This window comes from Verrucomicrobiia bacterium (genome assembly GCA_035946615.1).
In the GTDB taxonomy this organism is placed as follows: Bacteria; Verrucomicrobiota; Verrucomicrobiia; order Limisphaerales; family UBA8199; genus DASYZB01.
Window position 1 is genome coordinate 1 of record DASYZB010000088.1, and the last position, 21,518, is coordinate 21,518.

The following is a 21,518-nucleotide window of genomic DNA, read 5'->3' on the forward strand; positions in this document are numbered from 1 at the left end:
CCCGGTAGAAATCACTCGCTGCGGCACAGGAAAACCCCTCGCCGGTTGCCATAACCTCAGCTGAACTGACTTTTGAGTCGGCTTGTGCGTCGCAAAAGACGGATGCACTGCTGTCGTCTTTCCTTACGTGCGGATTTGGGAGACGGGGAACCTCTTGACAAACCGCCGGTTGGAAGGACAATGCGGCTTTTCAGGAACCCGCGCTTGCCGCTGGTTGCGGTTCTTTGGCGGTGGGTTGCTCTTTGATGCGGAAGCATGGGGCTTTGCCACCTGAAGCCGCTTTTGGGAGGGAGATTCTGAGTGGGTACAAACCCGGGCAACGGCCCATTACGTGACAAAAACTCTGACTGAAATGACTGAGGCTGGAATACCCCACTTCCAGAGCCGCCTCCGTCACATTGTATTTGCCGCTCTGGAGAAGTTCTGCCGCCCGTTCCATGCGCAGCCTGCGCAGATACTGGGGAATGGTCGTTCCTGTTTCCGTCGAGAATGTCCGGCTCAAATGAAACGGGCTGCAACCGACCTGTCGTCCGACTTCCCCCAGACTTAGCGGCTCAACAAGATGCTGTCGCAAAAGCGTCATGACCCGCTCGACGCGCTCGCGCGCCAGCCGCTTTTGGCGGTCGCACAACAGTTCGTCGTCGCCTCGGCGCTCGAAGAAAAACTCGGCCATGATTTCCAGCACCTTGCCCTGATACCAGAGCCAACGCCCGCCTTGGAGAACCGGCGGATTCAGCAAATGGGTAATCCGTTGCTCCTGCGCGGCGGTGAGCCTGCAGATATCCCCGAAATGCGTGCCGGGTTGATCGCCTCGGACCAATCCCTCCACCAGCGGGTGCAATGCGCCGTCGCATGAAGCCAAGTGCTCGCGCAGAAAGCGAGGCGAAAACTCAATGGTGATGAAGCGATGCCGCTGGTTGGCATCGCGCCAGCCCTGCAACGTCTGTTTTCCGGCCAAGTAAAACCCCGCGGTGAGCGGCTCAAAATCAACGCTGCTTTCGGCGAAACGAATTGAGCCGCGACCAGCAAGATTCAAGCAAAGCTCCAAACTATCCGGATGAAAACTCCGCGACCACTCGAAAGGATTTGGTAGTTCAAAATCGTGCCACTCGATACTGACGCCCAAGTCATAATACCCGCCGTAAAGCTGTCGCCAACCGTCCCTGATCGGCTGCCAAACGGTTGCCTCGCGCAACGGTGAAACCCGCACCTTCAGGCCGGACCTCGGTTCCCTCCGCTTTATCGCGGACCCCGATTGTTGCAGTGTCAGTTTGCATTACAGCGAAAAATATTAAAACCAAGTCTCTCTTTTGAACGTAGCATCGTATTTGCGCCGGGCTTTGATCGTTTCCAGCGGCAGATTCACTGCTTTGGTTTGCTGCATTTTGTTCATATCGGACTTACCAGTTTTTCCACCTTAGCTGGTGTCCGTCAAATCGAAGCAACCTCAGTATTCTTTCTGAAAACTCAATGTCAAACTTCACCCTCGTCCTCAGTACCCGCCAAACCCAAGCAATGCCTCGCCCCACAAATTGCGCCAAATTGTCAGTGGCCAGTTCAAAAGTCATTTTCTCAACACCGTATCGCGCTGGGCCCATTCGGGATTTGGCGCAGGGTAATCTAGGTTGTAATTCAAGCCGCGGCTTTCAGGACGGCGCAAGGCGCTGGCCACAATGACTTCCGCTACAGTCGCAATATTGCGCAATTCCAGCAAATCGCTCGTGATGATGAAATCCCAGTAGTATTCCTGGATTTCCTCTTGCAGATTGCCGATGCGTTTCTGGGCGCGCTGCAACCGTTTGTTGGTGCGCACAATCCCCACGTAATCCCACATCGCCCGGCGGATTTCATCCCAATTGTGCGAGACCACCACCAGTTCGTCAGGATTATGGGCGTTGCCTGAATGCCAAAGCGGAATTTTGAACTCGGCCGGCCTGGCTTTAAGCTGAAGGGAGCATTGCGAAGCGCGATGAGCGCAGACGAGCGCTTCCAGCAGGGAGTTGCTTGCCAACCGGTTGGCTCCATGCAAGCCGGTGCAGGCCACTTCACCCACCGCGTAGAGGCCGGTTATCTCAGTCTCGCCGTCCACATTGGTCATCACGCCCCCGCATTGGTAATGGGCGGCAGGCACGACGGGGATAGGCTCTTTGGTAATATCCAACCCGTAGCGCAGGCAGGTTTGGTAAATATTGGGGAAGCGGTCGATCAGGAACCGAGCGGGTTTATGCGTGATATCAAGCAGGACATAAGGGGCGCCGCTCTTCTTCATCTCGCTATCAATGGCCCGGGCCACAATGTCCCGCGGCGCGAGTGATTTGAGTGGATGATACCGGTCCATGAACTCAAGCCCCTCGATTGTCTTGAGGACGCCGCCTTCCCCTCGCACTGCTTCGCTGATCAGAAACGACTTCGCCTTCGGATGAAACAGGCAGGTTGGGTGGAATTGGATGAATTCCATGTTGGCCACGGCGGCTCCGGCGCGGTAAGCCATTGCGACACCATCGCCCGTGGCAATGTCCGGATTGGTCGTGTAGAGATACACCTTGCCGCAGCCGCCGGTGGCCAACAGTGTCACCGGCGCCCTAAAGGTGCGGACCTGGCCGGAGCGTTTGTCCAGCACGTAGGCGCCCAGGCAGCGATGGTCGCCCACATAGCCCAGCTTCTGGCTGGTGATCAGGTCGATGGCAAAGTGGTTCTCGAAGATTTGGATGTTGGGTTGCTGCGCGATGGCTGCCAATAAAGCGCGCTCGACTTCCCGGCCCGTGATGTCTTTCGCATGCAGAATCCGCCGCTTGGAATGGCCCCCCTCTTTGCCCAGGTCCAGCTCGCGGCTGCCATCCGCGCTGGGGAGTTGCCGTTCGGAAAAATGCATGCCCAATTCGATGAGTTCTGCAATGCGCGCGGGGCCTTCCTGGATAATTGTGCGCACCACCTCCTCCTTGCAGAGGCCCGCTCCCGCTTCCAGGGTGTCGCGCACGTGCAGCTCGAACGAATCCTCTTTGCTCGTGACCGCCGCAATCCCGCCCTGGGCGTAATTGGTGTTGGACTCCGCCTTGTCCTTTTTGGTCACGATGGCCACCCGGCCATGAGCCGCCACTTTCAACGCGTAGGACAGGCCGGCGATGCCGCTGCCCAAAACAAGGAAATCAAATTCTCTCATCGTATTGAAGGTTGTCTGATTTACAAACGGGCGTTATCTATCAGGCGGGTTTTGCCGATAAACACCGCCAGGGCCATGTGTGTTCCGCGCGCCACCCGCCGAACGGGTATCATTGTCTCCGGCTCAAAGAACTCAACATAATCCAGTCGCGCCGCCGGCTCGCTCTGGATGAATTGTCTCAAATCCCCCTTGAGCTTGGCAGCGGAAAGCGCGCGGCGGGACCGGCGCAGGGCAGCCCGGACCTTTTGAATCGAGCGCCAGAGGACTATCGCCTGGGTACGCAGGCCCCCTTCGAGATATTTGTTGCGTGAACTCATTGCCAAGCCATCCGCCTCCCGCTTTGTTGGCGCCAGAATGATTTCAACCGGGAAATTCAAATCCCGGACCATGCGTTCAACAATAGCCGCTTGCTGGTAATCTTTCGCGCCGAAAACCGCAAAGCCAGGCTGGATGATATTGAAGAGCTTCGTTACCACCGTGGTCACCCCGCGAAAGTGGGTTGGGCGCGAGGCGCCTTCCATCCTGCTTGAGAGCGTTTCCTCGACCACATACGTGCTGAAGGCGATCTTCTCCGCGGCCGGGTACATTCCCGCATCGCCAGGGGCGAACAGGACATCCACCCCTTCAGCGCGGCAGAGCCGGGCGTCACTGGCCAAATCCCGCGGGTATCGCGAGAAATCTTCGCCCGGACCGAATTGGGTGGGATTAACATAAATACTGACCACAACCCGCCCGCCCGAGCCGGCGCGCCGGCGCGCCCGCCGGACCAGGCTCATGTGCCCCTCGTGCAGATAGCCCATAGTCGGCACAAAGCCGACCCGGAGGCCTTTCCGTTTCCAAAGCTGCGCCTGGCGCTGCATTGCCGGCACAGACCTTACAATTCGCATGCGCGGAAATTGGTCGAGCGCCGCTGGAGTGGCAATAGCAAACCCTTAGGGTGCCCGTCCCCGCGAAGCCTCGTGGCTGCGCCAGTCCCTGGCGCCCTTGTGAGGCACTTGCGTACCCCCGTGGTTCAGGCTGCGGCTTTCAAAATGAGGCAGTCAAGGTCCTTAAAGCGCCGAAAGCCAGAGTCGAAGCTTACGAGGCGCAGGCCGGCGCATTGGGCAAAAGCTGCAAGGTAGGCGTCCGTCCAGAAGTCGCGTGTGGCTGTTGCGCCTCGAGAAAGCGCTTTCAATTTGGCATCGACCCCTGAGGGTTCGTCCAGATACGAAATCGCGCCGGTCCCTAGCAATTTCTCGCATTCCGCCCACGCCGACTCCGGCGTGAACGCTTGGGCGCCCATGATTTGGCGATTACAGAGCAAGCGCATGAGGCCGAGGTGTGTCATTCGGCAAAAGCAGGGGCGTTCCAGTTCGGTCCACGCTCGGAGCGCCATCGCATGGTGCGGATGTCCCTCGGCCGCCAGAGCGAGCCAAACGTTAACGTCGAACAGCTCTCCGGTAGCGTTCAAGGTCCTCCTCTTCTTCCAGGTCAGCGATTAGTTGATTCGTCACCTTTCGCAGTAACAGACCGCCTTTGCCGCGCGCCAAGGGAAACGGGCACGGCTTTGGCCCTGACGACGTAGGCGATTGCGGACTCGATAGGTAAGTGCTCAAGGCCGAAGCGACGAGGTCCTTCAGTTTCAGTCCGTCTTTGGCGGCGCGGATTTTGGCTTGTTTGAAAAGCGGATCGGGGATTTCCATCGTCGTTTTCATCTTACCCATATTCCCATGAAGATATAAAAATGGCAAGCTTTTCTTTGATGGAAACCAGCTTTTGATCGAAACCCGAAATCTCGCCTCAAGGGATTTTCTCGGATCGTAGAATACATTCGCCCTCGATCACCACCACGAACTCGCCTTTAATCGCGCGTTGTTTGAGCTGCTCGAGCAGCTCACGCGGAGTCCCTCGCAAGAATTCCTCGAATTTTTTGGTCAGCTCCCGGGCCAGCACCACGCGGCGCTCGGGAAAAAGTTCTTCCAATTCTGCCAGCAGCTTCTCGATGCGATAAGGCGCTTCATACAAGACCAGGCTTGCGGCGAGTCCTTTGAGCGATTCGAGTTTGCGGCGGCGCTGGCCCGGTTTGCGCGGCAGGAAGCCCGCGAAATGGAACTCATCTGCCGGCAAGCCGCTGGCGGTCAAGGCCGCGACTAAGGCGCTGGGACCGGGAACCGCTTCAACCCGCCCGCCGACCCGGATGACCGCCTGGACCACCCGCTCGCCTGGATCGCTTATCCCCGGGCTGCCGGCACCGGTCACCAGCGCCACCTTTTGGCCTTGCGCAAGGCGCTCGAGTATCTGCTCGCTTTGTTTTGCCTCATTAAACTTGAAGTAACTGAGCAGTGGTTTTGAAATTCCGAAATGGTTGAGCAACTGGCCGGTGTGCCGGGTGTCCTCCGCCGCCACCACATCGCATTCGCGCAACGTGCGCAGGGCGCGCAAGGTGATGTCTTCGAGATTTCCAATGGGCGTGGCCACCAGGTAAAGCGTGCCCGGCTTGAGAGGTGGAAGGTCCTGGTTCATTCTTACTCGGGCCGAGTGGGCTGCCTTTATTGGTGGTCCTTCATCTATTTGGTGATGCCCCGCTCGCTGGCCCGCACAAAATCAATCAGCAGCTTGATTTCAGGAACGTTTGGATATTTTGTTTCGATTTGTTCGAGGGCGTTGGGAATGGTTAAACCTTCGCGGAAAAGTATTTTATAGGCCTGCCGCAGGGCCGATTGGGCTTCCTCCGGCACGCCATGACGTTCCATGCCGACTTTGTTAACCGTGCGGGTCTCGCCCGGGTTGCCATCGACGATCATAAAAGGGACCACGTCCTGCACGACCTTCGAGCAGCCGCCGATCATGGACATTCTGCCAATCCGGCAAAACTGGTGTACGGCGGCCACGCCTCCCACCACGGCGTAATCCTCAACGATGACGTGCCCCGCCAACGTGGCGACATTCGACATGATCACATGGTTGCCGATAGCCACGTTATGGGCAACGTGCGCGTAAGCCAGGATATGGTTGTCTGAGCCGACGCGGGTTGTTTCGCCATCTCCCGTGGCGCTATGGACGGTGACGCACTCGCGGAAGGTATTGTTGTCCCCGATTTCTGTGTGCGTCACACCGCCTTGCCATTTGAGGTCCTGGGTCTGGAGCCCGATGCTGGCGAAGGGAAAGATGATGTTTCCTTCGCCCAGGCGGGTGTGGCCATCGATAACCACATGAGAATGGAGCCGGCAACGCGGCCCAAGAACCACATCCTTGCCTATCACGCAATAAGGGCCGATTTCGCACCCGGCGCCGATTTGGGCCTGCGCGTGTACCACCGCTGTGGGATGAATCATAGTCACGGCTTACCAAGTCATCTACCAAGCGCAAGCGGGATGAAAAGCGGCAGAGGACTGCCACAGTCCAAGACGCTGTCGCGCCGTCAAAGCCATTCAACTCGCCAGGGGGCGCAGCGCGGCAGGGCCTCTTTTGCTTGCTTACCCTTCCCTTAACATGAATGTCACTTCGGCCTCGCTGACGATTTCGCCTTCGACCTTGCACACGCCTTTTGCTTTACCGATTTTACCGCGCATCTTGGTCATCTCAACGTCAATGACCAGCACATCACCGGGCTGAACCGGCCTTCGCCACTTGACATTTTCAGCGGACATAAAATACGCGATTTGGCCGGCATTCTCGGCGCGGCGCAGCATCAAGATGCCCGCTACCTGGGCAATCGCTTCGAGCTGCAAGACCCCGGGCATAATGGGGTGGCCGGGGAAATGCCCCTGAAAGTAAGGTTCATTGGCCGAGACATTCTTGATGCCAATGATGTGATTGCCTTCGATTTTGGCGATTCGGTCAACCATCACAAAAGGGTACCGGTGCGGCAGCACCTGCAGCACCTGATGGATATCCAGGGCGCCATCTTGCAGACTCGGTTTTTCGGCTTTGTTATCGAGTGAACCCGGCCCGCGCGCGCGCGGCGGGGCGAAGGTTTGAGGCCGGTGCATCTGCAAGCTGATGCGCCGGACTAATTCGCAATTGGCGGCGTGGCTTGGTCTGACGGCAATCAGATGCCCATGCACTGGCCGGCCCAATAAGGATAAGTCTCCGACAATATCCAGCATCTTGTGCCGCACAAATTCGTCAGAATACCGCAGCGGCTCGGTCGTCAGCACCGCGTCGTCGCGAATGACCACCGCGTTTTCCAGGCTCCCACCCCGGATCAGGCCGTTCTTTATGAGATATTCGATCTCGTCGAAGAAGCAAAACGTCCGAGCCTGGGCGATTTCCTTTTCCCAGCTCTGGGGTGAGAGTTCGAGGCTAAAGAATTGGGTGAACCGGCCCTGCCGGTCGGAGCTGGTGCAACTGATTTTGAAGAGCTCGTCTGGGAACAGAGTCATCACCGTCTCGCCCATCTCCAGCTCGATTGGCATCGAGACCATGTAGGCCTCGCGCCGTTCATCTTGAGCGACCAACCCGGCCGATTGGATCATCTTGCAGTACTCCCGCGCACTGCCATCGCCAATGGGCGGCTCGTTTGCATCCAACTCGATGATGGCATTATCGATTCCATAGCCGGCGAACGTCGCCAGCACATGCTCCACCGTATGAATGCGCGTGTTGCCTTTGGCCAGTGTCGTCGAGCGATTATTCTCCACCACGTTTTCCACCCGGGCTTCGATCTCCGGTTTGCCTTCCAAATCCACGCGCCGGAAGCGGATGCCGGTGTTCGGCGCGGCCGGCACAAAAGTCATGGTGACCCGGTTGCCGCTGTGCAGGCCGACTCCCGAAAAACTGGCTGGCCGGTTGATGGTCTGCTGCTGTAGCACGGCGAAATTAAACGATCCCTCGATGCCCTTGGCAAGCCATGACTCCCCGCTGGAGAGCCGGTGCATCGTCCGGGAGTCCCTCCACACGGGCCTATCTTCTGCCATCATACCAGGTCCTGCAGGCGGCACGGCTGCGCAGGACCTTCTTGCGCGAAAGGGAGGCCTGCAGCAAGAACCAGAAATGCTCCCGGGATGTGTAAAGGTGGATTTTTCTTGCCGAGGTCACGAGTGGATGCGCGCGCAAAATGATGAGCCGCCGGCCAGCAGTCCGTTCCAGGCGCTTGAGCTTTTGAGTCAAGTCGAGTTCTTCACCGGCAAATAATTCTTCGCTGAATCCACCGACCTGGCGGAAAACGGCTGCGTCGCAAAAAATGAATGAGCCGGCCAGAAGCCGGAAGGTCAGGCTGAGCCAATTCCAAAACTGTGCTATCCATTCAGCGGCCCGATAATGCCCATCCATCTTTATGGTGCAGCCCCCGCCCAGGCAATTGCCGGATTGGATTTGCCCGGCCACTTCATCAAATAAGTCCCTGGCCGGATGCGAATCCGCATCCACAAAGATTAGCCAATCCCCTGTGGCCGCTTGCGCGCCGCTATTGCGCGCCCGGCTAATCTGGTTGATTGGCTCAAAAACGACTTTGGCCCCGGCCGCCCGCGCCAATTCAGCGGTGCGATCGGTCGAGTTGTTGTCGCACACAATCAACTCGGTTTCCCAACCTCGCTGCAAGAAGGCCGGTAGGGCCGCATTGACTTGGCGAAGTGTTTCCCCTATCAACCGCTCTTCGTTAAAGGCTGGAATAACAATCGAGATGCGCACGCGTAATTCGTCAACACTGTGGCTAAACGCTGCGCAAGTCAACGCGCCTCCCGGCATTGTTAAAAACACCGAAGTATTATTTAAACCGCAGATTGTTCAGCCAAGCCATAGTCGTCTTTGGCCACGATGTCTGCACGAACGACAAAATTGCCCTATCTCAGGACAGTCTATTGCAGCCGGGGCACGGGTTGATCGACTTGCGCGCTCAGCCTGCGTAGCCATTGTTTCCAGTCAGCCTTTTGTATGCCAATATGCAGGCGAAGTCGCCGTAATCCTATTTGAAAAACAAATCGTTGAAACCAAAGACGTCGTTTTTATCGAATTTCAGGTCGCGATAAGCCCACGATTCATAGTGGCCATCGACCATGACGAGGTTGGCTCGCAAGTTATGGCGGCAGGCAGGCTGCTTCGGTGGGGTATAGACTTTCCAATCGTGCGTTGCCGGGTCAGGAGGAAAGGTGACGATCTCAGTCGTGTAACCGCTGAAGGGCACATTATCCGGATTACGGGGCACCCCTGTGTCTCCCATCATCCAAATCTGTGCCGGACGTTTGACCTGCTGTAATTTGCGGCTGTGAAGGGGGAGGGCCGGGTTCATGTCGAATGCATAGCGGATGACAGTGCTTTCGACCGGACCGTATCCTTCCCAACGGGCGCCGAACACAATGCTGATGTCCTGGTCCTGGACTGCCGGACAGCGCCACACATTATTGGAAACGACTTGCGATACTATGTAACGGTTGGTGGAGATGTTCTGCCACCACCATAATCCACCAGGGGCGACCCCATTGCCGGTCCACCACTTTGTGTAGAGGTCCGGCAACTGCTGATTATTATCATCGGCGTAAAGCAGGAACGCCAGGCCGAGTTGGCGAAGGTTTGAGCAACACCGGATGCCAACAGCCTTGGCCTTGGAGCGGGACAGTACCGGCAAGAGCAGGCTGGCCAGTATCGCAATAACCGCGATAACCACCAGCAGCTCGATCAGGGTGAAGCCTCCAGGACGCTTATTGCCGCGCCAGCCAGCAGACTTGAGCAGATCGGCGGTCCAAGAGGCGTGTTGGGATGGCAGGGGCGGGTCCGGGTCGATGCTATAATCGATGACGCGGTAACGGCCCGCTGAGCAAGCCGGCAAGATTGGTTGCAACGCGTCGCGAACGTATTGGATCAGGCTGTGATGCACATCCCCCCAGTGGCTCTCCAGGTAAGGGTCCATCCCCGGAAACGGACTTTTCATTGTCATCAGCATACGTAAACAGCGTCCATTTGTCACTTGCGGCCAGATACCGCGCCGAGTTTTTTCTTATCGTTCACAGCCGCGCCATTAGCAGTTCGCGCTGAAAGATGAGCTCTTTGGGCAGGTGCGAATAGAGCTTCATGAAGAGCTCTTGCTGAGCCAGGATTTCCCGCCGCCAATCGGCGTGATGGATGGCCTGGACTTGCTCGAAGCGCTCGGGGGTAAAGCCTGCCAGGCCGCGGAGATCGAATGTCTTGTGGCTGGGAATCCAGCCGAGGGGTGATTCCTCAGCATCAGTGCGCCCGTGGCATCGGTCCACAATCCACGTCAGCACCCTCATGTTTTCGCCAAACCCGGGCCAGAGGAACTCGCCCTGGGCATTTTTCCTGAACCAATTCACGTGAAAGATGCGCGGCGGATGTTTGATCAGCCGGTGCATGTTAATCCAGTGGCGGAAATAGTCGCCCATGTGATATCCGCAGAAGGGCAGCATCGCCATCGGATCGCGCCGCACCTGGCCCGCTCCGCCCACGGCGGCGGCCGTCATCTCCGAGCCCATCGTCGCGCCCACATACACCCCGTGTACCCAGTTGAAGGCCTGGAAGACCAGCGGGACGGTGTCCCCCCGCCGTCCGCCGAAAATAATGGCGCTAATGGGCACGCCATGCGGGTCGTTGGCTTCGGGGGCAAGCACCGGGTTATTGGCCATTGCTGTGGTGAAACGGCTGTTGGGATGCGCCGCCCGTTCCTTCGAGTCCGGGGTCCATTTGTTTCCTTTCCAATCCAGGCATTCCTTGGGCGGAGGGCCGTCTTTGCCCTCCCACCACACGTCGAGGTCAGGCGTGAGGGCCACATTGGTATAGACGGTGTCGCGCGAGACCATTTCCAGCGCGTTGGGATTGGACTTGGAGTTCGTCCCGGGCACCACGCCGAAATAGCCGGCCTCGGGATTAATGGCGTAGAGCCGCCCATCGGGGCCAGGTTTCATCCAGGCGATGTCGTCGCCAATCGTGCGGATTTTCCAGCCTTTGAAATGGGCCGGGGGCACCATCATGGCGAAATTGGTTTTGCCGCAGGCGCTGGGGAACGCCGCTGCCACATAGGTCTTTTGGCCGGAAGGCGATTCGATGCACAAGATCAGCATATGCTCGGCGAACCACCCTTCTTGCCGTCCCAGATATGAGCCGATGCGCAAGGCCAGGCATTTCTTACCCAGCAAGACATTGCCGCCGTAGTTTGAGCCGACCGAGATGATCGCGTTGTCCTGGGGAAAATGGGCAATATAACGCCGTTCGGGGTTCACATCGAGCATGCAATGCAGGCCGCGGTTGAACTCGTCGCTGTCGCGGAGTTGCCCGTAAGCCACATCGCCCATGCGCGTCATAATCCCCATGCTCAACGCGACATAAATCGAGTCGGTCAACTCGATGCCTACTTTGGCCAGAGGCGAGCCCGCGGGTCCCATCAGGTAAGGAACAACATATAAAGTGCGCCCGCGCATCCCCCCCGCCGCGTAGCCCCGCAGTTTCTGGTACATCTCTTTGGGGGCGGTCCAGTTGTTGGTCGGGCCGGCTTCCTCCTGATCGACGGTGCAGATATAGGTCGATTGTTCGACACGCGCCACGTCGTTGGGATTGGAACGATGATAATAACAACCGGGCAGCTTCTTTTGATTGAGTTTGAGGAGGACTCCTTTGGCAACTGCTTCTTCAGACAAGGCTTTGCGTTCGGCCTTCGAACCGTTGCACCAGAAAATACCGTCCGGGTGGCAAAGATTCACCATCTCCTGTACCCAAGCCAGCACCGCCTTGTTGGTTGTATTGCAGGCGCCTAGTGTTTCGTTTGTCATAATTTGGCCAGTCCAGTCCGGCAGCGGTTGCGGGGCATCCGGGTTCGCTCGGGAAGCGGCTCGCAAAGGCTTACAATAGTTAATCAGAATTGCAATACGCGTTTGTCTTGGCAGCGCGCTGCAATTGGGAGTATGATAAGAACGCTGACTTTATGAGTGGTCCGGACACGACGCATTGCCTGGCGCGTTCCGTCGTCAATGCCCTGGCTGATGACCCGACGCTGGAAGCCGTTACCATCGATCGCGCGCGCAAGACCATCTCGGTGGCTACGCTCGGCAGGACCGATCTGCCCCGCTTAACCGAGCGGATTAATGCCACGTTCCTGCAAGCCGAGGAAACTCAGGCCAATGCTCGTTGCATGCTCCTGGCCGGAGCCGGCGAATGCCGAACTTGCGCCCAGCCGCTTTCGGAGACGGAGCGGCGCAAAATTCTTATCGATCACCAGGGGAAGATTACCACGATAGCCCGCGTGACTTGTCCAACGGCGCCAAAGTTTTGGCGCTGGCGGGATATTCCCTGGCCCAAGGTGGTGCAACGGGATGTCGAGTTCCTGGAGCATATCGAGGAGGAAATCGACGAGTGGAAACCGCAGTTGGCGGCGGCGATTCTCTGCGGGGCATTCGGTTTGGCCGCTTACCTCTTGGGCGCTCGCGAGCAGGCCAGATTCCTTTATGTAGCGGCCTACCTGGCCGGCGGGTGGTATGCGGCTCATGAGGTTTGGGAACGGTTTCGAAAGTGGGCGATTGATGTCCATTTCCTCATGCTGGCCGTCGCTGCCGGGAGCGCCAGTATCGGGGCCTGGGGTGAAGGGGCGACCCTGTTGTTCCTCTTTTCCCTTTCCGGCGCCTTGGAACATTTTGCCCTGGGACGAACCCAACGCGAGATTCGCTCGCTCTTCCGCGAAGCGCCCAAATCTGCCACGGTCCTGGACCACCAGGGGCATGAGTCCGAACTGCCGGTCGAGCGGCTCCGGCCGGGCATGCGCCTGCTCATCAAACCAGGGGCACAGTTTCCCGTCGATGCCGAATTGGTGAAGGGCCAGACTGCCAGTGATGAATCCAACCTCACCGGGGAGGCCGCGCCGGTGGAAAAACGAATTGGAGACACCGTGCTCTCTGGCACCTTAAATCTCTGGGGGGCGGTAGAAGTCTGCGTGCTGCGGCCAGTCGGCGAGAGCGCGTTGCGCAAAATTATCCGGTTAATCAAAGAGGCGCAGCGTCAGAAAGCGCCCGCTCAACAGTTCACAGATCGGTTCGGCACTTACTATACCTACAGTGTCCTTGGCCTTTCACTGGCAATGTTTTTTGTCTGGTGGCTCATTTTCGGCCAGACTCCATTCCTGGCCAGTCACCTCGGGCACAGCGCTTTTTATCACACGATGATCCTCCTGGTAGTGGCTTCCCCTTGCGCGCTGGTCCTGTCCATTCCCTCAGCGGTGCTGGCGGCCATCGCCTGGGGCGCGCGCCATGGGATTCTATTTCGTGGCGGGGCTGCCGTCGAGAAACTGGCGGCGGTCACCACGGTTGCCCTCGATAAGACCGGCACGCTCACGACCGGCGAACTGCGCGTGGAACTGGTCCAGAGCTTTCCGCCTGGCCGCGAGGCCCAAGTCGCGCAATTGGCCTATTCGCTGGAACGGTTGTCGAGTCATCCCCTGGCGCGCGCCATTACGCGCCATGGAAAACAACAGGGACTTTCCGCTCTCGAATTGCATCAGTTCGAATCGATCACGGGCCAGGGGTTGCGCGCGCGGTGGAATGGGGCCGACTGCCTGCTGGGCAGGCGTGAATGGCTGGCATCCTGCACCCAACAAATTGCGCGCGTGCCCGCTTCCGATTCCGGCCTGGCGGAGGTTTGGGTGCTCTGTGGCGAACTGCTTGGCCGCGTCGTTCTGCGCGATGACATCCGGCCCCAGGCCCGCGCGGTTCTGCAACAATTGACCGAAGAAGGCTTGAGCGCCATTGTCCTCACGGGCGATCACCAGGCCGCCGCCGAGCATCTCCGTTCCCAACTGGGTATCGAGCAGGTGCGCTCGGGACTCAACCCTGAACAAAAACTGGCGGAAATCCGCGCGCAGACCGAGCGGGGCGAACGCGTGGCGATGGTGGGTGATGGAGTGAACGACGCGCCGAGCCTGGCGGCTGCTCACATCGGCGTGGCCATGGGCGCCCGCGGCTCCGATGCCGCCCTGGAACAGGCCGATGTCGTATTGATGCACGACCGCCTCGAGAATTTTCTTGCCGCGTTCCGCCTCAGCCACCGCGCCCGCCGGGTCATCCGCCAAAACCTCGTCATTTCCCTGGGCACGGTTGTGGTCCTGGTGACCTTTGCCCTGCTGGGCCGCATCCCGCTGACGGTCGGCGTGGTGGGCCACGAAGGCAGCACGGTCATTGTTGTCATGAACAGCCTGCGCCTGTTATTCAGCCGTTCTACCGATCGTTGAGTAACCCGGGTTCCAAAACCGCCGCTCGATCAATCGATAGAACAGACGGCCCAAACCCAGCGCGACGGCCAGGCAACAGGAAACGCCCAGAAAAAAAATCGCAAATGGGTTGCGTAGTCCCAGCCGGTTAAAACCCCAACTGACCACTGTAACCACCGGCCAATGGATTAGGTACAGGCTATAACACATCTCGCCGCAAAAGAGCAGTGGCCGGACCAGCCGTGCTCGGGCTAATTGAGTGTCCCATCGGCGCAACCCCAACAGCGCCAGCGCAAACAAGAACGCGCAGAGGTAACTTTGGTTCGGTTCGTTGGTTCGGGCAATCAGCAGGTGCTCGGGCCCCGCCACGGCGCACAACACTCCGAACCCAAGGGGGACGCAAAACCACCCCATGGCCCGCGCGGGCGCATAGTTCAAGGCGTAGTACACCACGGCTCCCGCCGCGAACATCAGCCATTGCCCATCCAGGAACAACCCCAGCGTGCCCACTCCCAGCGGAGGGAGCACGAATAACCCCGCGAAAACAGCAAGCGTCAGGAGCGCCAGCGCGCCGAAAAAAAACCGCCGCGCCAGCAGCAGCGCCAATCCCACCAGGGCATAAAACTGCTCCTCGTAACAAAGCGTCCAGGATGGCGACAGCAACTCATTCTCCACTCCCCGGGTGATATGCCAGCGCCAGCTTTCTGTAAGCGTGAGATTTCCGAACCATTGCCATTTGGTAAAGCCGCGCGGGTTGGGGACGAAGGCGTTCTGAAAAAACCCCGCATGTTTGGATTCCACAAACCAGACGCCGGCTGCAGTGATGAGCAGCCAGGCCCAGTAAGGTGGATAAATCCTTCGGAAACGCCGGCGGAAGAAATTGGCTCCCGAGCTGGGCCGTTGCCGGGCGGCGTCCGCGCTGGCGGTGACGCAGTAGCCGCTAATCACAAAAAAGAGCGGCACCCCAATCCATAATCGATGGACCACAGCCAATACCCAGCCCAGGGGCCCGGGGCCATCCGGAAAGCTCAGGCCGTAGCCGGTGCAGACCGAGTGAAAAATAACGACGAACAAACAAGCGATGCCGCGCCAGGCGGTCAGTGTCTCGTACCGTGGCGACCTTGGGCGCGCGAGGTCCTTGTGGGAAACTAGCTGTCCGGGCGGTGCGAGCGCCAAAGAATCCGCCCCGCTAAAGGTTGTGCGCTGGCCGGTTTCAGATTCGCAGGCGAGTTTCATGTCCGCCCAAAGGTGATTTGAAAATCACGCCCACGACCTGATAGTAAGGCGGCCCTTCCAGCATTTGCTGATAATCATACCGGGTAATGGGCGGAGCAGCCTTCGTATGCGGCATGTTGTCAGGCTAACGGGCTGCCCGCCGAGTGTCAACAAACCGGCGTTTCGGCGGTTTATTGCTGTTACTCCAAATCCAGCCCTTCTGTCCTCCTTTTACTCTCAACTCCCGGCCAGGTTTAGTGCGGCACAGGGCATCCCGTGCGCTTCGGCGACCGCTTTATGAGCCAGGTTGCCGTCGATGACATTGATACCACCCCGGAGGGCCGGCTGGCGCTGGCATGCTTCGGCAAGGCCGGAGTCGGCCAGCAACTCGATATAACGGTAGGTCACGTTGGTAAGCGCCTGGGTAGCGGTGCGGGCATAAGCCGCGGGCATATTGGCCACGCAGTAATGGGTCACCCCTTCTTCAACAAAGACCGGGTCGTGATGGGTGGTCGGATGTGAGGTCTCGGCGCAACCACCCTGGTCGATAGCGATATCGACCAGCACGCTGCCGGGCCGCATGCGCTGCAGCATGTCGCGGCGAATCAGCTTGGGGGCACGGGCTCCGGGCAAGAGGACAGCCCCAATCAACAGATCGACTGATGGCAGGAGTTCCAATAGATGGGCTTCGTTCGAGTAAAGGGTATGGGCTGTATGCAACGTGATATCGAGGAAACGCATCCGTTCGAGATCGACTTCAAGAATGGTCACATCAGCCCCAAGTCCCTGCGCCATGCGGGCGGAATTAATGCCCGAGGTGCCGCCGCCCAGCACTACAACCCGGCCCGGCAACACGCCCGGCACACCGCCCAGCAGCACCCCGCTGCCTCCAAAATGTTTGGCCAGAAAATAACCGCCAACCAGAATCGACATGCGCCCCGCGATCTCGCTCATCGGCTCGAGCAAGGGCAACCGGCCATTGACCTCAATGGTCTCATAAGCCAGCGCGGTAACTCGCGACTTCATTAGCAACTCGGTGAGCGCACGGTCCGCCGCCAGATGGAGGTAGGTAAAAAGGATCTGCCCGGGCCGCAACAGCGGGAACTCCGCCGGAAGCGGCTCCTTAACTTTGACAATCATCTCGGACCTCTCAAAGACCTCGGGATGAGTCTCGATCAGAGTCGCGCCAGCCCGGACGTAATCGGCGTCCGGGTAGCCGGCCCCGGCCCCGGCATTGCGCTCGACCAGGACCTGGTGCCCGCGGCGAATCAGTTGATAAGCCGCCGAAGGCAGAAGAGCGACTCGATATTCCTGCTCTTTAATTTCCTTGGGGATGCCGATGATCATTTAAAATGCCGCACAGAACGCAGGTTGAGAAGCGGAAAGGATGTGCACTTGTTTCCCCGGTTGGAGGGCGAGTTATCCCGCTATCTGTGCCCTGGCCTGGGCGCGGTTTGCCAGGGCCAGCATGGTGACGGAAGAAGCGGCTTGCCGCTCGGCCTCCTGGATGCGTTGAAACTCGCCATAAACTTCAGTCCGGCTCGGTTCATCGCGCGTGGCCAGTTCCTGTCCCTGGCTCGAACGCAACGCCAGGAGGATGTCGTGGCAGGTAATCCCCTCCATTGGCCGGGCAGGCAGGTAAGCGGTTTCGGCGCCGGCGGTTTCAACAACCAACCGCGAGGCTGCGAGCGTCTGCATGATCTGGCGGATCAACCGGGTAGGCACCCCGATTTGTTCCGCCAGTTCGACGACGGTGCAAGGGGGTTCGCCGCGCAAATAGCGCTGCCCAATCGAGGTCATCAACCGCAGCGCAATAAACTCGCGCCCGCGCTGGTTGACATTCTCGACCTGTTTCTCTTCGGCATAGGTTGTGCGGTTCTGGTAGGCATAGGCCACCTGGGCTCCGAAGAGCATGATGAGCCAGGAAAAATATAGACCCACCATGAACACCGGCACCAGGCCAAGGCTGCCGTAGATTTTGCTGTTGGAAATCACGCGCGAGACGTACAGCACGCTAACGAGATTGTTCAGATGGAACAATAAACCCGCAGTTAATCCCCCGGCCAGGGCTGCTTTCCAATGGACCTTCGCGTTGGGCATCAGCATGTAAAATGCCGCGAAGGTCAGGCACAAGACCACGATGGGCAGCAGTTGAAAACCCAGGTGGGCCAAAAAACTGCCCACAAACGGCAAGCTGGCGAAAAGTTTTTTCGTCGATTGAAGGTGAGGCCCGGTAGCCAGGCCGAGGGCGACCACCAACAGGATGGGGGCCAGGGTGAGCACACCCCAGTACAGCACAATGCGCATGAACCAGGTCCGTCCGCGGGCCACGCCCCAGATGTCGTTGAACGTCGTCTCGATGCGGCTGAGCATCGAGATTGCCACAAAAATCAGCACCGCGCTGCCGGTCACGCCCAAAGCCCCGCTGCGCGTATTCTGAATGAAATCATTGATGTGGTGGGCGACTGTCTCCTGGGCAACGGCCAGCTTTTTGTCCTCACCTTGAGCGCCCTTTTGCGGCGCATTTCCAGGAACAGAATGGTCCGTTGGATTTTGCTCCGCGACAGCGGGCCCGCCGGTCGCATCGGTTGTCGAGGTGGTTGCCGCCACGGCCAGGTTGGTGTTGAGATTGGCAGGCGGAGTGACGCTCGATACCACATCCCCGATGAATTGCTGAATCCGGTCTTCGCCCTGCTTTTTAAGGATGCTGCTGGTGATGCTCATGACGACCGCCAGCATCGGGATGAGGGCCAGAAGGGTGGCATACGCCAGGGCCGAAGCGCGCACAGGACAGCGATTGCGCGAAAAGCTCCGCCACACCAGGACCCAGAAATGGGCAAACCGGTGCAACTTCGAGGTTTGGCCTTGAGCCTCGGCCGTCGGTTCTTCCAGCAGCGCCTGGGCGTTGGCTCGAATCTGGTCCAGCTTTGAAACTTTTTTCACCATTGTAATTCAACCAAGGCTAACAGAGGCCCAGTTCAAGTCAATGCGCAGCGACTGCGGTAAGCCCCGCGCGAAGCGTCTTGGACTGCGACAGCCCCCTGCCGCTTTTGGATGTCCTTCCATTCCCACCATTCCCGCCCACTCAAATACCAGTTGAAATGGGAGTGGAACCTTTAGTCCAAGGTTAGTCCCCAAACCGCCAGAGGGCTGGCGCAGTCCAAAACGCTGGCGCGCGTACTCCAGACACTCCTCAACGTCCCTTCAGCACGACCCGCCTGCCAGTGCGCGCCGATTCCTTGGCCGCATCGAGTATCTCGACCACCACCATGTTGACAGCCAATGAGGACAGACCAGCGGGTTGTATCTCACCACGTGTGACGGCGGCCAGGTATGAGAGTGGGTCGGCCTGCGGTCCGCTCAGGGCCGCAGGGGTAATCTCCGTTTCGTTTGAGTTGGGCCGCCTGACTCGCATCACATCCGGGTGGGGCACCAGCACGTAACCGGTTTGGCCGTAAAGCTCCATATCCTTGCGGTCGAAAGGCCAATTCCACGAGGCCTGGATGATGCCCTGCGCCTTGGGATAGGTTAGCACGATGGTCGCCTCGTCTTCCACTTTGGGATAGACCTCCGGCTTAAAATGCTGCGTGACGGCAACCACTGAAGTCGGACGCTGGCCTTGCATCAGCCAGGTAATCAGGTCGGCCCCATAACAGCCGAAATCCATCAGCGCACCGCCGCCGTCCAGGACGGGGTCGGTGAGCCATGCGAGAAATGCCTCCGAACAGCCGATTTCCTTGGGCCCGCGGTGGCCATCATGCACGACCATTTTGCGCAAGTCACCAATGGCGCGCTGGTCTTCGATGAGCGAATAGGCGGCCTGATTGCCCGGGTACCAGGTGGTTTCATAATTCACCACCGCCTGGATGCGCCCTTTTCTGGCCGCTGCCTCGATGGCGCGGGCGTCAGCGAGACTGACCGCCAGCGGTTTCTCCATCATGACATCCAGGCCGCGCGCGGCGCATAACTCGACCACCTTCCGATGCTCGAAGGTGCTGGTGAACATGGCGACCGCCTGGACATTGGTGTGCGCCAAAAGCGCGTCGAGCGAGGGGAAAAAGAGATGGCTATCGAGGTGAAAACGCCGGGCATAGCGGTCCACCAGGTCCTGCCTGGGTTCGACGATGCCTGCCAGGACAATATCCTGCCGGCCCTGGGCGCGGGGAATGAAGCCGGCGGCATGATCGTGGCTGAGGCCGAAAATGGCAAAATGCACGGGTGGCTTTTCCTGCGCGGAACAAGCCAGCCCGGCTGCGAACCAAAGCAGCGCTGCAATAGAGAATTTAGTGATGTTCATACTGTTAGTCTTCGTTTTGCTCTGCTTGCCTTATTTTCCGGATTCACTTTTTTGGAAAGAATACAATAAGGAGGGAGTTTTGAAAACATCTCGTCTGGGCGCCATTCTGGTAATCGGGAGGGACTCAAAGCCACCTGAGAATGACAGGGATTCCAGGCCTTACAGATCCACCTCCCGAGCAGATCAATGCGAGTAGGCGCGCAGGAATTCGACTGCCGGACCCGGGCGTAGTGGCTGGCTCACTGGAAGCTGCGACGGGAATGGACCGGCGATGTTGGTTTGCACCGGGAACCACTCCGTCAGGTTTGTTGAGGCTTCCACCACCACTGTTGCCCCGCCGAGCAACCCATCCAAACTCCATGTCAAAGCTGTGCCACTGGCACTGTAGCTGGTGAAGACCGGGACAGGGAAACCCTCGGCGATGCGGTCGTTGAACGTATCGACCACATACAAGCGGCCAAGACTGTCTATCGCCAGCCCGTGAGGGTAATTGAATTGGGCCGCCGGGCCTGTCCCATCCGCGCTTCCAGTCCCTATTTTTCCTGCCACGGTCGTTACGTAGCCGTCGGGGGTCACCTTCCGAATGCTGCTGTTTTGCCAATCGGCGACGTAAAGATTGCCGGCCGGGTCCACGACCAGGTTTTCCGGGAAATTAAACAGGGCCACCCCAAGGGGGCCGTCTCTAAAACCCCAAGAGTCAACTGTTCCTGCCAATGTCGTTACCGCTCCGGCAGGGGTTATCTTGCGAATCGTGTAGTTATTCGAATCCGTCACATAAACATTTCCTGCGCTGTCCACCGCCACGCCCGAAGGATATTCGAATCGGGCTGCAGAACCGGTCCCATCAGCTTGTCCCCCCTCGCCGGCTAGCCCGGACAGGGTTGTTACCGTCCCGTCGGGTGTCATCTTGCGAATTGTCTGGTTGAAGCTGTCCGCGATATAGAGATTGCCCGAGCTGTCCAGCGCCAGATTCCGCGGGAAGTAGAACCGCGCGGCGGCGCCGACGCCATCGGCGCCCCCAACTTGGCCCGCAACGCCTGCGATGGTCGTCACCATACCTTGAGGTGTGATCATCCGAACGGTCGAGTTGTCTATGATAAAAAGATTGCCTGCGCTGTTCACCACCACCCCGATAGGTTCGGAAAAGCTTGCCCCACTGCCGCTGCCGTCGGCGCTGCCGGTGACGCCGGGCGTCCCAGCCAAGGTTGTCACTACGCCTGATGGTGTCACCTTTCGAATCGTATGGTTATAGGTGTCCGGCACGTAGAGGGTTCGGTCGGCGCCCACAGCGGCGCTCCAAGGTTGCGAGAATAGCCCTGCCGTCCCAGAGCCATCCGTGCTGCCTGACACCTGGGGATTACCAACAAAATTAGTGAAGGAGTAAAGGACAGCCTGGCCGACGGCCTGGCTTTGCAGGCCCAGTGCGCAAGTCCAAGCAACGATCGCGCTATGCGAGGCCGACCTGCTCATCCAAGATCCTAAACGCATCATAAAAACGTAAAAACGCGCGCGCTCAGGGATGCCCATTACTGCCGGCGCGCAGCCAAACCCAGGCAACATCAGGATTATTCACCTGCCGGACGTTCCAAAGCAAATTCCTGGTAACTGGCGCCAGGGTCCGGGCGTCCACCCATTTATGAAGCTCCACGTGGCCGTCTCCGAACGAGAATGCCCCGGCGCCGTTGTGGCGCGCGGCTGGGAACTCCCACCACGCGTCATCCACACCA

The 21,518-nt window shown here is 58.7% G+C and carries 19 protein-coding genes; 1 reads left to right on the top strand and 18 read right to left on the bottom strand.

What is annotated here, in order from left to right:
• Nucleotides 1–190: 190 nt before the first annotated feature.
• The 11 genes from VG146_12985 to VG146_13035 all read right to left on the bottom strand — a co-directional run bounded on the left by VG146_12985 (nucleotide 191) and on the right by VG146_13035 (nucleotide 11,856).
• Entirely contained in the window at nucleotides 191–1,036 is an 846-nt protein-coding gene (locus VG146_12985; GenBank protein ID HEV2393262.1) for an AraC family transcriptional regulator, read from the bottom strand.
• A gap of 528 nt (nucleotides 1,037–1,564) precedes the next feature.
• The gene (gene nadB, locus VG146_12990) at nucleotides 1,565–3,160 is read right to left on the bottom strand and encodes an L-aspartate oxidase (protein HEV2393263.1); all 1,596 of its coding nucleotides are present in this window, start codon (nucleotides 3,158–3,160) and stop codon (nucleotides 1,565–1,567) included.
• A 20-nt stretch (nucleotides 3,161–3,180) separates the two neighbouring features.
• Nucleotides 3,181–4,047 carry a pantoate--beta-alanine ligase gene (panC, locus tag VG146_12995; protein HEV2393264.1) on the bottom strand — a complete coding sequence of 289 codons (867 nt, stop codon included), beginning with the start codon at nucleotides 4,045–4,047 and terminating at the stop codon, nucleotides 3,181–3,183.
• A gap of 125 nt (nucleotides 4,048–4,172) precedes the next feature.
• Complete coding sequence (locus tag VG146_13000) at nucleotides 4,173–4,610, bottom strand: TA system VapC family ribonuclease toxin (protein HEV2393265.1); 438 nt, start codon at nucleotides 4,608–4,610, stop codon at nucleotides 4,173–4,175.
• On the bottom strand, nucleotides 4,579–4,854 hold the full coding sequence (locus VG146_13005) for a hypothetical protein (GenBank protein HEV2393266.1): 276 nt from the start codon (nucleotides 4,852–4,854) through the stop codon (nucleotides 4,579–4,581). Before VG146_13005 ends, VG146_13000 begins: the two co-directional genes overlap by 32 nt.
• A gap of 85 nt (nucleotides 4,855–4,939) precedes the next feature.
• Nucleotides 4,940–5,662: a 16S rRNA (cytidine(1402)-2'-O)-methyltransferase gene (gene rsmI / locus VG146_13010; protein HEV2393267.1), complete on the bottom strand. Its 723-nt coding sequence runs from the start codon at nucleotides 5,660–5,662 to the stop codon at nucleotides 4,940–4,942.
• Nucleotides 5,663–5,706: 44 nt separating this feature from the next.
• Entirely contained in the window at nucleotides 5,707–6,474 is a 768-nt protein-coding gene (gene lpxA / locus VG146_13015; protein HEV2393268.1) for an acyl-ACP--UDP-N-acetylglucosamine O-acyltransferase, read from the bottom strand.
• A gap of 141 nt (nucleotides 6,475–6,615) precedes the next feature.
• Nucleotides 6,616–8,019, bottom strand: coding sequence for a bifunctional UDP-3-O-[3-hydroxymyristoyl] N-acetylglucosamine deacetylase/3-hydroxyacyl-ACP dehydratase (locus VG146_13020; GenBank protein ID HEV2393269.1), 1,404 nt, complete (start codon nucleotides 8,017–8,019; stop codon nucleotides 6,616–6,618).
• A gap of 25 nt (nucleotides 8,020–8,044) precedes the next feature.
• Complete coding sequence (locus VG146_13025) at nucleotides 8,045–8,770, bottom strand: glycosyltransferase (protein HEV2393270.1); 726 nt, start codon at nucleotides 8,768–8,770, stop codon at nucleotides 8,045–8,047.
• 274 nt (nucleotides 8,771–9,044) lie between these two features.
• Nucleotides 9,045–10,007, bottom strand: a complete 963-nt coding sequence (locus VG146_13030) for a DUF4058 family protein (protein ID HEV2393271.1) — start codon at nucleotides 10,005–10,007, stop codon at nucleotides 9,045–9,047.
• Between the two features lie 73 nt (nucleotides 10,008–10,080).
• Complete coding sequence (locus VG146_13035) at nucleotides 10,081–11,856, bottom strand: phosphoenolpyruvate carboxykinase (GTP) (GenBank protein HEV2393272.1); 1,776 nt, start codon at nucleotides 11,854–11,856, stop codon at nucleotides 10,081–10,083.
• A 152-nt stretch (nucleotides 11,857–12,008) separates the two neighbouring features.
• Between VG146_13035 and VG146_13040 the strand changes: the two genes are divergently transcribed.
• A complete protein-coding gene (locus tag VG146_13040; GenBank protein ID HEV2393273.1) occupies nucleotides 12,009–14,300 on the top strand; it encodes a heavy metal translocating P-type ATPase in 2,292 nt (763 codons plus the stop codon).
• Here VG146_13040 and VG146_13045 read toward each other — a convergent pair.
• The 7 genes from VG146_13045 to VG146_13075 all read right to left on the bottom strand — a co-directional run.
• Nucleotides 14,274–15,515 carry an acyltransferase gene (locus VG146_13045; protein HEV2393274.1) on the bottom strand — a complete coding sequence of 414 codons (1,242 nt, stop codon included), beginning with the start codon at nucleotides 15,513–15,515 and terminating at the stop codon, nucleotides 14,274–14,276. The genes VG146_13040 and VG146_13045 overlap by 27 nt on opposite strands.
• Entirely contained in the window at nucleotides 15,493–15,630 is a 138-nt protein-coding gene (locus tag VG146_13050) for a hypothetical protein (GenBank protein ID HEV2393275.1), read from the bottom strand. The genes VG146_13045 and VG146_13050 overlap by 23 nt, the downstream gene beginning before the upstream one ends.
• 101 nt (nucleotides 15,631–15,731) lie before the next feature.
• Nucleotides 15,732–16,841, bottom strand: coding sequence for an alanine dehydrogenase (ald, locus tag VG146_13055; GenBank protein HEV2393276.1), 1,110 nt, complete (start codon nucleotides 16,839–16,841; stop codon nucleotides 15,732–15,734).
• Nucleotides 16,842–16,913: 72 nt separating this feature from the next.
• On the bottom strand, nucleotides 16,914–18,440 hold the full coding sequence (locus tag VG146_13060; GenBank protein ID HEV2393277.1) for a YhjD/YihY/BrkB family envelope integrity protein: 1,527 nt from the start codon (nucleotides 18,438–18,440) through the stop codon (nucleotides 16,914–16,916).
• Between the two features lie 247 nt (nucleotides 18,441–18,687).
• Nucleotides 18,688–19,791, bottom strand: coding sequence for a Gfo/Idh/MocA family oxidoreductase (locus VG146_13065; protein ID HEV2393278.1), 1,104 nt, complete (start codon nucleotides 19,789–19,791; stop codon nucleotides 18,688–18,690).
• Between the two features lie 183 nt (nucleotides 19,792–19,974).
• Nucleotides 19,975–21,261 carry an NHL repeat-containing protein gene (locus VG146_13070; protein HEV2393279.1) on the bottom strand — a complete coding sequence of 429 codons (1,287 nt, stop codon included), beginning with the start codon at nucleotides 21,259–21,261 and terminating at the stop codon, nucleotides 19,975–19,977.
• Between the two features lie 43 nt (nucleotides 21,262–21,304).
• Nucleotides 21,305–21,518 (bottom strand): hypothetical protein (locus tag VG146_13075; protein ID HEV2393280.1); only part of this gene is annotated, 214 nt, incomplete at its 5' end.